At 74.7% G+C, this 15,031-nt stretch carries 1 protein-coding gene; it reads right to left on the reverse strand.

Annotated features, from left to right (window positions below; all coding sequences use genetic code 11):
* Positions 1-6: 6 nt before the first annotated feature.
* Positions 7-15,024 carry a type I polyketide synthase gene (locus tag B5557_RS42730; protein WP_159424362.1) on the reverse strand — a complete coding sequence of 5,006 codons (15,018 nt, stop codon included), beginning with the start codon at positions 15,022-15,024 and terminating at the stop codon, positions 7-9.
* Positions 15,025-15,031 lie beyond the last annotated feature (7 nt).

Below are 15,031 nucleotides of genomic sequence, written 5' to 3' on the forward strand. Positions count from 1 at the left end.
GGGGCCTCACTCTCCGGAGTTCTGCTCGTGGCCTTCGGCACCGTGCACCGCGCGGATCAGTTCGTCCACGTCCATGTCGTCGACGGCACTGGTCTCCTCGTCGACGCGCTGCCGGTGGTCGTCGTCGTCGCCGCCGTCCGCCGCGCTCGGGACGTCACTCACCGGACTGAACCGCTCTTCGAGGCCGCGTGCGAGGTCCAAGGGCGTCGGGCAGTCGAAGATGACGGTCGCGGGCAGCCGCAGACCGGTGGCCGTGGCCAGCCGGTTGCGCAGTTCGACGGCTGTCAGGGAGTCGAATCCCATCTCCAGGAACCCGCGGTCGACGTCCAGCGAACTCGCCGAGCCATGGCCCAGCACCGCGGCGGCCTGTTTCCGCACGAGGTTCACCAGCGCCTGGCGCCGCTCGGCCGGGGACATCCCGGCGAGCCGGCCGGCCAGTCCTTCGGAGGTGCCGCTGTCGCCCGCGGTGTGCTCGGGCCGACCGCGGCGCGGCGCCAGCCCGCGCATGACGGGCGGGAGCGTCCCCTGGCTGTCCTGGGCGCGCAGCGCCGCGCGGTCGATGTGCGCCGCCACGACCAGCGGCTCCCCGGACCTGACCCCTTGGTCGAACAGGGCGAGGCCTTCCGCGGCGGACATGGCCTGCGCCCCTCCCCGGGAGAGCCGATCGCGGTCCACGGCGTTCATCTGCCCCGTCAGTGCGCTGTCGGGCGCCCACAGGCCCCAGGCGATCGACGTGGCGGCCTGCCCGCGCGAGCGCCTGACCGCGGCAAGCGTGTCGAGGAACACGTTGGCCGCGCCGTAGTTGGCCTGCCCGGGGTTGCCGAGCAGGCCGGCCGCGGAGGAGTACAGGGCGAACATGCCGAGGTCGAGGTCGGCGGTGAGCTGGTCGAGGTGGACGGCGGCATCGACCTTGGGACGCAGCACCGGCGCCAGGCGTTCGCCGGTGAGGGAGGTGAACACCGTGTCGTCCAGCACCCCCGCCGTGTGGACCACGGCGGTGAGCGGGTGGTCGGCCGCGATCCCGTCCAGCAGGTCCGCCAGGGCCTCGCGGTCGGCGATGTCGCAGGCGGCGAGCCGCACGTCGGCGCCCAGCCCGGCGAGTTCCGCCCGCAGTTCCCCGGCGCCCGGCGCGGTGGCGCCCTGGCGGCTCGCCAGCAGGATGTGGCGCATCCCCCAGGGGCCGGCCAGGTGCTTCGCCACCAAGGCGCCCAGTGTCCCGGTGCCGCCGGTGATCAGTACCGTGCCCTCCGGATCGGGAACGGGCGGAATCGTCAGGACGAGTTTGCCGATGTGCTTGGCCTGGGCCATGTGCCGGAATGCCTCGGGCGCGTCACGAACGTCCCAGGTGCGGACGGGCAGCGGCTGTACGGCGCCGTCCCGCAGCAGCCCGACGACCTCGGTCAGCATGGTCCCGATCGACTCCGGGCTGGTGTCCGGCACCAGGTCCACCGGCCGGTACACCACGCCGGGACAGGCCGCGGCGACCTCTTCCGGGTCCCGGCGATCGGTCTTGCCCAGCTCGATGAAGTGACCGCCCTTGGGCAGCAGGCGCAGCGAGGCGTCGATGAGTTCGCCGGCCAGCGAGTTGACGACGACGTCGACTCCCGCACCGTCGGTGGCGGCGAGCACCCGGTCGGCGAACGCGGAGTCCCGTGACGAGGAGATGTGAGCGTCGTCCAGGCCCATCCGCCGTAGCGCGTCGTGCTTGGCCGGGGCGGCCGTGGCAAACACCTCGGCGCCCAGGTGGCGGGCGATCTGGACCGCCGCCGTGCCGACTCCGCCGGCCGCCGCGTGCACGAGGACTCGTTGTCCGGCGCGCAGGCCGGCCGCCTCGTGCAGAGCGAAGTGGGCGGTCAGGAAGGCGGAGGGGACCGAGGCCGCCTGCTCGAACGACCAGTCCCGCGGGATCGGGACCAGCCAGCGGTGGTCGGTGACCGCTTCGGTGCCGAACGCCTGTGGCATCAGCCCCATGACCCTGTCCCCGGGCTTCAGCCCACTCACGCCGGGGCCGGTCGCCCGGATCACCCCGGATCCTTCGCCGCCGATGAACAGGCCGTCGTCCGGCGGCAGCCCCAGGGCGACGAGGAGATCGTGGAAGCTGATCCCGGCGGCACGGACCCGCACCCGCACCTGGCCCGCTGCCAGGGGCTCTCCGGTCTCCGGGCACGCCACCACGGACATGGCGTCCAGGACACCGGCCGGGTCCGGTTCGAGCCTCCACCGGCCGCCGAGCGGCGGCGTCAGCCTGCCCGGCGGCAGGCCCGCCGCGGCCAGCCTGGGGATCAGCAGCGCGCCCCGCCGGATCGCGATCTGCGGCTCGTCGCCGGCCAGCGCGAGCGCGGCCGTGCCGTCGTTGTCGTCCAGGTCGGCGAGGACGATGCGGCCCGGGTTCTCGGCCTGCGCCGAGCGAAGCAGCCCCCACACCGGGGCCGCGGCGAGGTCGTGCACGTCTCCGGGGTCCCCGACCGCGAGCGCGCGGCGGGTGACCACGACCAGCCGTGTGTCGAGCGTCCGGTCGTCGGCCAGCCAGGCCTGGACGTCATGCAGCACCCTGTCGGTCAGGTCGAGGGCGGAACCGGGCAGCCCGACGCCCGCCGTCGTCGTACAGGGGAGGACCGCTGTGCGGGGGGTCGGCGCACCGTCGGCCAGGGCGCTGAGCAGGGTGGCCACATCGGGGTAGGTGTGCACGGGGGTTCCCGACGCCGTCAGCGAGTCGGCGAGGCCGAAGGTGTCCTCGCCGAGTACGGCCCAGTCGCCGTCGACGCGATGGTCCTGCGCCGCCAGCGGAACCCAGTCCAGGTGGAACAGGGAGCGGTTGGCGGGGCTCGCGGCCACGGAGAGCTGCTCGACCGGGACCGGCCGGGTGACCAGGCGTTCGATCACCAACACCGGGTCGCCGGTCTCGTCCGCCGCGGTCAACGCCACCGCATCCGGGCCGGCCGGCGCGATGCGCACCCGCAGGGCTCGTGAACCGGGCGCGAACAGTGACACGCCGGACAGGCTGAACGGCAGCCGCACCGTCCTGTCGGGGCCGTCGCCCTGCGCGGCGGACGGGGCCAGGACCATCGCGTGCAGCGCCGCGTCGAGCAGCGCGGGATGGATGCCGTACCGACCCGCCTCCTCTCTCACCTGGGCAGGCGGCGATATCTCGGCGTAGACCTCGTCGCCGCTCCGCCACGCCCGGGCCAGACCCTGGAACGACGGCCCGTAGGTGTAGCCGGCCTCCGCTCCCGCCGCGTAGAAGGAGTCGGGGTCCATCGGCACGGGTTCGGCACCGGGCGGCGGCCACTCGGCCGGCGTGGCCGAAGCCGTGCGGCCGGCCGCCGCCAGGGCCGCCGACGCGTGCCGCGTCCACTCACCGCCCTGGCTGTTCTCACCGTCCGGGCGTGAGTAGACGGCCAGGGGCCGATGCCCGGCATCGTCGGGCGGGCCCACGATCAGTTGGAGGCTCACCGGATCGTCGCCGTGCAGCAGCAACGGCGCTTCCAGGGTCAGTTCCTCGACACATGGGCAGCCTGCCTCGGCTCCGGCGCGCAGAGCCAGCTCGGCGAACCCCGTGCCCGGCAGCAGACACACGCCGTCGACCGAGTGATCGGCCAGCCATGGCAGGGTGCGGGCCGACAGCCGCCCGGTGAGCACCAGGCCGCCGCTGTCGGCGAGTTCCACCGCGGCGCCGAGCAGCGGGTGGTCCGGTGCCGTCACGCCGAGGGTGGCCGGGTCCGCGGCGGCGCTCTCGTCGTCCATCCAGAACCGCCGCTGGTCGAAGGCGTAGGTGGGCAGGGGGACCCGGCTGCCGCCGGGGATCAGCTTGGCCCAGTCCAGGTCCGCGCCGTTCACCCATGCCTGTGCGAGCGAGGTGGTGAAGCGGGCCATGCCGCCCTCGTCGCGGCGCAGCGAGCCCACCGTCACCGGCTCGGTCGCGACGTCCGCCGACGTGGCGGTGTCCAGCACCGCGGCGGCCAGCACGGGGTGCGGGCTCGCCTCGACGAACATGGTGAAGCCGTTGTCGAGCAGCTTCTTGGTGGTGCGCGCGAACAGCACCGGTTCCCGCAGGTTCCGGTACCAGTACTCCGCGTCCAGCCCGGTGGTGTCGATCGGCTCCGCGGTCACCGCGGAGTAGAACGGGATGCGCGCGCGCCGGGGCGCGATGGCGGCCAGCTCGGTGAGGAGGCCGTCGCGCATCGGCTCGACCTGCGGCGAGTGCGAGGCGTAGCTGACCTCGATCCGCCGGATCCGGATCCCGCGCCGTTCGCACTCTGCGCTCAGCTCGTCCAGCGCGTCGGTGTCACCGGCCACGACGACCTGCGAGGGGCTGTTGACGGTCGCGATCGACACCCGCCCCTGCCAAGGGGCGAGGAGGGTCGCCGCCTGGTCCTCGTCGGCGTGCAGCGAGGCCATCCCCGCGGAGCCGGTCAGCCTGGCCAGTGCCGCGGCCCGTACGGCCACCACCTTGGCGGCGTCCTCCAGCGACAGCGCGCCGGCCACGTACGCGGCGGCGATCTCGCCCTGGGAGTGCCCGACGACGGCCGCGGGGTGCACGCCGTGGTGCTGCCACAGGCGGGCCAGCGAGACCATCACTGCGAACAGGGCCGGCTGCACCACGTCGACCCGTTCCAGGCCGGGCGCCCCGTCCGAGCGGCGGAGCACGTCGGTCAACGACCAGTCGGTGTACGGAGCCAGCGCCTGCTCGCATTCCCGGACGTAGCCGGCGAACTCCGGGGAGGTGTCGAGCAGTTCCGCGGCCATCCCGGACCACTGGCTGCCCTGTCCCGGGAAGACGAACACGACCCGTGGCTTGCGCCGTGCGGTGCCGCACACCAGCGCGGGGTCCGGCTCCTCGTCGGCGAGCCGGGTGAGCGGGCGCGGGTAGTCGTCGCGGCCCGCTCCGAGGACCACCGCGCGGTACGGCAGCGCCGACCGGGTGGCGGCCAGGCTCCAGCCGATGTCGCGCGGCCGCACGTCCGACTCGTCCGCGAGCAGCCGGTGCAGCCTGCCGGCCTGTTGCCGCAGCGAAGCGGGGGACGCCGCCGAGACGGGCCAGGGAAGCGGCGAGTTCGCCGCATCCGGACCGGGGGTACCCTCCTGCTCGGGCTGCTCGGGCTGCTCCTGCGGCTCTTGCGGCTCAGCCGGTGGCTCTTCGACGATCAGGTGGACGTTGGTGCCGCTGACGCCGAACGCGGAGACCCCCGCGCGCCGGGGATGTTCCGCGTCGGGCCACGGCAGCGCCTTGACCGCGAGCTCGACCTCACCGGCCGACCAGTCCACCTTCCGGCTCGGCTCGTCGACATGCAGCGTGGCGGGCACCGTCCCATGGCGCATCGCCAGCACCATCTTCATCACGCCGACCGCACCGGCCGCCGCCTGCGTATGACCGATGTTGGACTTCACCGACCCCAGCAGCACCGGCCTGCCCTCGGGACGCTCCTGCCCGTACGTCGCCAACAGCGCCTGCGCCTCGATCGGGTCCCCCAGCATCGTGCCCGTGCCGTGCGCCTCCACCACGTCCACGTCCCGCAGCGACAGGCCCGCGTTCGCCACCGCCTGGCGGATCACCCGTTGCTGGGACGGGCCGTTCGGCGCCGTCAGTCCGTTCGACGCGCCGTCCTGGTTGACCGCCGAGCCCCGGATGACGGCGAGCACCTCGTGTCCCTGGCGCCGGGCCTGCGACAGCGGTTCGACCAGCAGCAGGCCGACGCCCTCGGCGAACCCGGTGCCGTCGGCGGCCTCGGCGAACGCCTTGCACCGTCCGTCCGCCGACAGCGCGCGCTGCCGGCTGAACTCGACGAACACCTTCGGACTCGATATCACCGAGACGCCGCCGGCCACCGCCATCGAGCACTCACCGGCCCGCAGCGCCTGACACGCCATGTGCAGCGCCACCAGAGCGGACGAACACGCCGTGTCGATCGTCACCGCCGGGCCCTCCAGCCCGAAGAAGTACGACACACGACCCGATATCACGGCCGGTGTGCTTCCGGTCACCGCATATCCCTCGGCGCTGCGCGGTGCCAGCGGCGCCCCGGTCGCGTAGTCCGTCGGACCGGCGCCCACGAACACCCCCGTCGGGCTGCCCTTGAGGCCGAGCGGGTCCACTCCGGCGTTCTCGAACAGTTCCCAGGAGGTCTCCAGCAGCAGCCGCTGCCTCGGGTCCATGGTCAGCGCCTCACGCGGGGAGATCCCGAAGAACTCCGCGTCGAACTCCCCCACCCCGTCCAGGAACCCGCTCTCGCGGACATACGACGTCCCCAGGTGATCGGGGTCCGGATCGAACAGCCCGGCCAGATCCCAGCCCCGGTCCGCGGGGAAGGCGGACACGCCGTCCCGGCCCTCGGACAGCAGCCGCCAGAACTCCTCCGGCGACGTCACACCCCCCGGCAGGCGGCACGACATCCCCACGATCGCGATCGGCTCGTCGACGGCCGGCGGGTTCCCGGACGGCACGGCGGATTCGCCGGAGGCGAGCTCGAGCAGGCAGCCTGCGACGGCCGTGGCGGTGGGGTAGTCGAACGCGAGGGACGCCGGCAGGCGCAGCCCGGTGGCCGTGTTCAGGCGGGTGCGGAACTCGACCGCCGTGACGGAGTCGGACCCCATCTCGGTGAAGGGCCGGTCGGGGTCCAGGTCGCCGGCCCGGCCGTAGCCCAGTACGACTGCGGCCTCGGTCCTGACCAGGTCCAGCACCGCCCACTCGCGCTCGGACTCCGGCGTCCGCGCCAGCAGTTGGGCGAGGGCGCTCTCCCCCGCCTCCTGGTCGCCCTGCCCCGGCGTCCCACCCGCGACACCCCGCACGTCCGACAGTTCGTCGAGGAGCGGCCGGGAGCGGGCCGCCGTGTAGAGCTGGGCGAACCGCTCCCACTCGACGTCGGCGACGGCCACGGAGGTCTCGTCCCTGTCGAGCACATGCCGCAGCGCCCGCAGCGCCTGCCCGGGCTCCAGGAGGGGCAGGCCCTGCCGTTCCGACTGGCTGGTGAACATGTCGCGCACCGCCGCGTCGTCGGCGTCGTCCCCGAACGCGTTCCAGAAGCTCCAGGCGATCGTGGTGCCCGCCCGGCCCCTGGCGCGGCGCTGGACGGCCAGGGCGTCCACGTGTGCGTCGGCGGCCGCGAAAACGCCGTTCTCGGCCGCCCCCCAGACGCCCGCGACGGACGAGAACAGGACGAAGGCGTCCACATCGTCCTCGCCGTCCTCAAGATCCTCGCTCAGCAGCTCGTCCAGGACGCGCGCGCCTGTCACCTTGGCGTGCAGGGTGCCGGCGAGCTGCGCCAACGTCGTCCCGGACAGCGGGCCGGGCTCGGGGACGACCGCCGCGTGAAGGACCGTACGGACCGGCCGTCCCGCGGATCGGGCCGCGCGCAGCAGCTCCCCCATCGCGGCCCGGTCGGCCACGTCGCAGGCCGCCATCGTCACCGACGTACCGGACCGCACGAGTTCGGTCTCGAACTCGGCCGCGCCCGGTGCGTTTCGGCCCCGCCGGCCGACGAGGATGATGTGCTCCGCGCCGGAGGCCGCCAGCCACCGGGCGATCCGCCGGCCGAGCCGGCCGGTGCCGCCGGTGATCAGCACGCTGCCGCCCGGCTCCCATGTGCGGGTCACGGGCCGGTCGGCCACCGGATCACGCACCAGTCGCCGCACGTGCACACCGCTGTCGCGTACGGCGATCTGGTCCTCCGCGCCCAGACCGCCGCCCAGCACGGCACACAGCCGTTGAAGCGCGTCGTCGCCCGATGAGCCGGGCAGGTCGATCAGGCCGCCCCAGCGTTGCGGAACCTCCAGGCCGGCCACCCGCCCCAGGCCCCAGACCTGGGCCTGCGCCGGTGAACGAAGATCGCCGCCGTCCACGGGGACCGCACCGGCGGTCACGAGCCACATCGGGATGTCGGCCCCCACGTCGCCCAGCGCCTGCACCAGGGCCAGGGTGGCGGCCGAACCCGCCGGGACGTCCGGGAACTCCTGGTGCGGGCGCTCGTCCAGCGCCAGCAGGGACAGCACACCCGCCGCGTCCGCGGCCGACGCGCCGCGGAGCAGGCCGGCGAGGTGATCCCGGCCGTCGCGCGCCGCGTCCAGGGTGAGCTGCCGCGCGTCCGCGCCCCGAGCGGCGAGCACCCGGCACACGTCCGCCGCGCGGTCCTGTCCCGGGCCGGTGCCGGGAGCCAGGACCAGCCAGGTTCCACTCAGCGGCGGTTCTCCGGGGTCGGCGGCGGGCCGCCAGTCGACGCGGTAGCGCCAGGCGTCCAGTTCGTGGGCGGCGACGTCCGGGATCGCGGCCGGCTCCGCGTCGCGCCCGGCGAAGACCGGCTGCCAGTCCACGTCGGCGCCCCGCGTGTACGCCTCGGCGAGGGAGGCCAGGAAGCGTCCGGTGCCGCCGTCGTTCTTGCGCAGCGTGCCCAGTGCCCTCGCGTCGCTGCCGGTCTGCTCGACCGTCTCCTCGATCGCCGGGGTGAGCACCGGGTGCGGGCTGGACTCGATGAACAGGGTGTGCCCGTCCGCGAGCAGCGCGCGGACCGACTCCTCGAACCGCACCTGCCGGCGAAGGCTGTGGTACCAGTACTCCGGACCGAGTTCGGCGGTGTCGAGCAGGCCGCCGGTGGCCGAGGAGTAGAACGGCGCGCTCCCCTGGCGGGGCCTGATGCCCGCGAGGACGTGCCCGAGCCGCTCACGGATCTGCTCCACGTGCGGCGAGTGCGAGGCGTAGTCGACGTCGACGCGCCGGAACCGGACGCCGTCGCGCTCGCAGACGGCCGCCAGTTCCTCCAGAGCGGCGACGTCACCCGCCACCACGACGCTGCTCGGACCGTTGATCGCGGCGATGGACAGCCGGTCGGCGAAGCGGCGAAGCATGCCGGTGACCGCCTCCGCGCCGAGCGCGACCGAGGCCATGCCGCCCCGGCCGGACAGTCGCGACAGCTCCGCGCTGCGCAGCGCCACGACCCGGGCCGCATCGCTCAGCGACAGCGCGCCGACCACACAGGCGGCGGCGATCTCGCCCTGCGAGTGACCGACCACGGCCGCGGGCACGACCCCGTAGGAGCGCCAGAGTTCGGCGAGCGAGACCATCACGGCGAAGAGCGTGGGCTGAACGACGTCGACCCGGTCGAGCGACGCGGCGCCGGGCTCACCCGCGATCACCGCGCCGAGCGACCAGTCGGTGTACTCGGCCAGCGCCTCCCCGCAGGCGCGCATCCGCTCGGCGAAGGCCGGTTCGGCCGCCATGAGCTCCGCGGCCATCCCCTGCCACTGGGCGCCCTGTCCCGGGAAGACCAGCGCGGTTTTCGGCTCGGCCGCGGCCGTGCCCCGGATCAGGTTCGCCGCGGTCCGGCCCTCCGTCAGCGCGCTCAACGCGTCGCCGAAGCCCCCGGCGTCGCCGGCCAGCAGGACGGCGCGGTGTGCGGCGGAGTGCGGCAGCGCGGCCAGGGAGGAGCCCACGCCGAGGGGGCTGAGGTCCTGGCTCCGTGCCGTGAGGTCTCGTACCGCGGCGGCGCGTGCCCGTAGACCGGTGGTGCTGGCGGCGGCCATCACCCACGGAATCGCCGGCTGGTCGCCGCGGACGTCGGCGGCCTCCCGGTACCAGTGGCGCTGACGCTGCCACGGATAGCCGGGCAGGCTGACGGGCCGGCGTGCCGCCTCGGCCGGAGCGGGGACGGCGCCGGTGGCGAACAGGTCGGCCGCCGCGGCCGCGATCCGGTCCAGCGGATCGTCGGGGCCCGTCTCCGCCCGCGACCGGCCGGCCGGCCGATCGGGCAGGTCCTCCCGCGGCAGGATGTCGAGGAGCGTGTCCACGCCCGCGGCCGAGATGTCGTCGGCGAGGCCCTCCGGCCGGTCGGCGGACGTGTCGTGGCGGGCCGGCCGGAGGAGTTCGTCGGGCGACATGGCGGGGCCTTCGCCGTCCGCCGCCGCCTCGGGGATGCGGCCGGGGCGGAGTTCCACGCCGGCCGGCCGCCCGGCAGCCAGCCGCAGCGCGTCGTCCAGGGCGAGTCGTCCCGCCGCCCAGGCGGCGCCCACCCGGCCCGCGCCCTCGCCGACCACGGCCTCCGGCACCAGCCCGACGGTGGCCCACAGTCTGGTCGCCGCGACGTGATGGCACAGCAGATGGGCCGCCGGCAGGTCGGCCGGCGGGGCGGCGAACGGGTCGACGCTCTCGCCGGTCAGCGCGGTGAGGCGCTCGGCGCAGGAGCGCAGGGCAGCCGCGTACTCCGGCACGCCCGCGAGCCGGTCGCGCAGGGTGGCGGACGGCGGCTGCGCTCCGTACCGGAATCCGACACTGCGCTCGGCCCCCTCGGCCACCTGCCCCGTCCGGGCGGCCGGCGTGTCGCTGCCTCGCGCCGCCTCCTCCAGGGCCGCCGCGAGTCCGGCGGCGTCGTGGCCGGTGACGGCGAGCCGGTGACTCAGCCAGGTACGGCGGTAGGCGGCGGTGAAGACGATGTCGTCCACGTCGGCCGGAGTCTCACGGAGCCGGGCGGCGAGGCGTTCGGCGGCCTGCTTCAGCGCCGGTTCCGCCGCCGCGGTGACCATCAGGACGTAGGGTGCCCCGCGGGGCGGTGCCGCCGTGGGTTCCGCAATCTGCGACGGCTGTTCGACGACCACGTGCGCGTTGCTGCCGCTGAACCCGAACGAGCTCACGCCCGCCCGGCGCGGGCGGTCCCGGTGCGGCCACTGCCGCCGCTCGGTGACCACCGAGACCGGGAGCCGGTCCCAGTCGATCTGCGTCGACGGACGGTTCAGCGGATGCGGCGGGAGCTCCCCGTGGTGGAGCGCGAGGACCACCTTGAGCAGCCCGGTGACGCCGGCCGCGGCCTCCAGATGGCCGATGCCGGCCTTGGCCGCGCCGATGAGCAGCGCCTCGTCGGGCGCGCGCCCCTGTCCCAGCGCCTCGGCGAGGGCGCGGACCTCGATCGGGTCGCCGAGGGGCGTCCCGGTGCCGTGGGCCTCGACGTAGTCGACGTCGCGCGGCGCCCAGCCCGCGGCCTCGACGGCCCGCCGGATGACGGCGACCTGCGCGGACGCGCTGGGCACCGTCAGGCCGCCGCTGGCGCCGTCCTGGTTGACCGCGGTACCGCGGATCACCGCGTAGACGCGGTCGCCGTCCCGTCTGGCCGCGCCGAGCGGCTTGAGGATGAGCGCCGCCGCTCCCTCGCCCCGGCCGTAGCCGTCGGCCGCGTCGTCGAAGGTCTTGCACCTGCCGTCGGGTGCCAGGGCGCCGGCGCCCGCCATGGAGACCGACACCGTGGGCGCGACGATCACGTTGGCGCCGCCCACCACGGCGATCTCGCAGTCCCCCTCGCGCAGGCCCTGGCAGGCCAGGTGGATCGCGGTGAGGGAGGAGGAGCACGCGGTGTCGACGGCGATGCTGGGGCCGCTCAGCCCGAGGAAGTACGACAGGCGTCCGACGGCCGCGGCGAACGTGGTGCCGGTGCCGTAGAAGTGGTTGACGTCGGCCATGTCACGGGTGAGCAGCTGCTGGTAGTCGGCGGTGTTGAGGCCGAAGTAGACACCCGCGGCCCTGCCGTCCAGTGTGGGCGCGGGCTGCCCGGCGTCCTCCAGTGCCTCCCAGGCGACCTCGAGGAGCAGCCGGTGCTGCGGGTCGAGCGACTTCGCCTCGCGCGGCGAGACGCGGAAGAACTCCGCGTCGAATCCCTCCACGTCGTCGAGGAAGCCGCCGCGGAGGGGTACGCCGGACCCGGCCTCGGCCCAGATCGGGTCGGACCGGCGGCCGGCGGGCATGTCGCGGACCGCGTGGCGGCCCTCGGTCAGCAGCGCCCAGAACTCCTCCGGCGAACTCGCGCCGGGCAGTCGGCACGCCATGCCGATCACCGCGACGGCGTCGTCCGCCGACCCGTCCTCGTCCGCAGGCCCGCCGGGCCGGGTGGCCGGCGAGGTCGCCCGGTTCCCGCCGTCGGTTTCGGGGGCTGCTTCGGGGGCGGTCTCCGCCAGGAACGCAGCGAGTGCCTCGATCGTCGGCTTCTCGAAGACGATCGTCGGGGGCAGCTCCAGGCCGAACTCGACGGCCAGACGGTCCCGCAGCTCGACCGCGGTGAGCGAGTCGAGTCCTTGGTCGAACAGGCCGCGCCGGCGCGCGGGCGGCTCGTCGTCGGAGAGGCCGAGCACCGCCGCGACCTGCTCCTCCACCCGCCGCAGCGGGCCACCGTCCACCCGCGGCTTCCTGACGGCTGCGGGTACGGCCACGGGTGCGGGTGCGTTTACGGGTGCGGCCACGGGGGCCGGCGGGGCGTCGGCGCCGCCGGTGCCCGGGGCGACGTCGTCCGTCGGGCGCGCGACCATGTCGCCGATCACCCGGCCGTCGCCGTCGCGCAGGCTCAGGTGGATCTGCGCCGGTACGGCGGCCGGGTCGCTCCCCTGCTCGCCCGGCTCGACTCCCGGCAGCCAGTACTTGTCGCCGCCCCACGAGGGCACCGGCAGCGTCCGGTACCGGCCCGGCGTTCCAGTGATCTTCGTCCAGTCCACGTCGATGCCGCCGACATGGAGTTGCGCGACCGTCCTGTGCAGCCCGAGCAGCCCGGACTCGCCGCGGCGCAGGGTGCCCGTCACCGGTCCCCGGCGTCCACGGCGACGGACGGCGTCCGCGAGCGGACGGGCCAACGTGAAGTGCGGGCCGATCTCGACGAACGCCCGGTCGCCGTCGGCGAGCAGCCGGTCGACGGCGGGCCACAGGAGCACGGGGTCGGTGAGGTTGCGTTCCCAGTAGCCCGCGTCGAAGCGCACGTCCGGATCGTCCGGCAGCACGGTGGAGATCAGCCGCACCGAGGGCGTGGCGACGGTGAGAGCGGCCAGCGCCTCCCGCAGCCGCGGACCGCACTCGGCCACCACCGGGCTGTGGAACGCGTAGCCGCCGGGCAGTCGCTTGCATCGCAGGCCGCGGCTCTCGATCGTCGCCGCGGCCGAGTCGACGGCGTCGCCGGGGCCGCTGAGCACGACCGTCTCGGGTCCGTTGACCGCGGCGACCACCACCGGCAGGCCGGTGTCGGCCAGCATCGCGAGGACCGTGTCCCGGTCGGCGCGGACGGCCAGCATGGCGCCCCGGCCCGCCGTCTCCTGAAGGATCTGTCCCCGCCGGACGGCCAGCCGCACGGCGTCGGCCCGGGAGAGCGCGCCCGCCGCGTGCGCGGCGGCGATCTCCCCGACGCTGTGTCCGACCACTGTCTCGGGCCGGATGCCGCATTCGGCCAGCCAGCCGGTCAGCGCCGTCTGTACGGCGAGGAGGGCGGGCTGGGCGATGTCGGTGCGGTCGAGCCGGCCGTCCTCGCCCCGTCGCAGCTCGTCCACCAGCGACCACGGCACGTCCCGCCGGATCAGCGCGTCGCACTCGTCGAGGGTCTCCCGGACCACCGGCGAGGCGTCGTACAGGTCCACCGCCATGCCCGGCCACTGAGCGCCCTGACCCGAGTACACGAACACCGGTTCGGGGGCGCCCTCGGGGTCCACGGCGCCGAAGTAGGCGCCGTCCGGCGCCTCCTCCATCTCGTCCAGGGCCGCCGCCAGCTCCTGCGGTTCCGCCGCGACGGCGGCGAACCGGTGCCGTTCATGAGTGCGCCGGGTGGCGGCGGAGGCGAGCAGGTCGCCGAGCCCGTCGGCGTCCGCGCTCACCCGCTCCCCCATCGCGGAGATCTGTTCGGCCAGGCCCGGCCGGTGGGCGGCCGAGGCGAGCAGCACGTAGGGGCCGGCCGGGCGAGTGTCCGCGGGCTCGACGGCGGCGGGCTCGACGCCCTCCGCGATCACATGGACGTTCGTGCCGCTGAGCCCGGACGAGCTCACCCCGACGCGGATCGGCCGGTCCCGTCCGGCGAGGCTGACCGTGTCGAGGGGCACCGCCAGCCTGCCGCGGTCCCAGGCGACGGCGGAGGTGAGCCGCCCTGGGTCGGGCTGGGCGGGCACCTCCCGCGCGTTGATGACCCACAGGCCCTTCAGCAGGCCGGCGACTCCGGCCGCGCCGTCGGTGTGCCCGTACACCGCCTTGTTGGAGCCCACGTAGAGCGGCGGGCTGTCCGGGTCCCGCTGCCGCCCGTAGACCTCGTCCAGCGCCATGAGTTCGACCTGGTCGCCGAGCGGGGTCCCCGTGCCATGGGCCTCCACGTAGTCCAGGTCCGACGGACCGATCTCCGCGTTGCCGAGGGCGGAGCGCAGCAGTTCGGCCTGGGCGACGCCGTTGGGCGCCGTGATGCCGAGGCTGCGGCCGTCGTGGTTGGCCACCGAGGCCCGCAGGACCGCGTAGATCCGGTCCCGGTCGGCGAGCGCGTCGGGCAGGCGCTTCAGTACGAGGACGCCGCATCCGTCACCGCGGAGGATGCCGTCGGCGTCGGCCGCGAACGGGCGGCACCGCCCGGTCGGCGAGATCGCGCCGATCCTGCTCATGAAGACGCTCAGCTCGGGCGTGATCATCAGGCTGACGCCGCCGGCCAGGGCGATGTCGCTCTCCCCGGACCGCAGACTCTGGCTCGCCAGGTGCACGGCGAACAGGGAGGAGGAGCAGGCGGCGGTGAGGGAGGCCATGGGCCCGTGCAGGTCGAAGGTGTAGGCCAGCCGGCCGGCCGCGAAGCTGAACTCGGTTCCGCTGGCGTAGTGCGGCCCGATGCCCTTGATGCCGAGCGTCTTGGTGTGCAGCGTCGCGTAGTCGTGCGCGAACATCCCGAAGAACGCCCCGGTGCGGGTGCCGTGCCAGGCGTGCGCGGGTCGCCCGGAGTCGCTCATCGCCTCCCAGGCCACCTCGAGCAGCAGCCGCTGCTGGGGGTCCATCGCGCTCGCCTCGCGTGGCGAGACCCCGAAATAGGAGGCGTCGAACCGGTCGATGTCCTCCAGGAACCCCCCGACATGGCTCGCCGTGCCCTGCCCGGAGGGGCCCGGGGCGGCGAACCCGCGGTCCCAGCGGGTCGCGGGGACGTCCCCGAAGACGGCGGTCGCGGAGCTGAGCGCCGCACCGAAGGAGTCGAGATCGCGGGCGCCGCCGGGGAACCGGCAGCCGATGCCGACGACGGCGATCGGCGTGGCGTACGGGCTCGTCAGCGGTCGTTCTGCCATTGAAGAT

The organism is Streptomyces sp. 3214.6 (assembly GCF_900129855.1).
Taxonomy (GTDB): domain Bacteria; phylum Actinomycetota; class Actinomycetes; order Streptomycetales; family Streptomycetaceae; genus Streptomyces; species Streptomyces soliscabiei.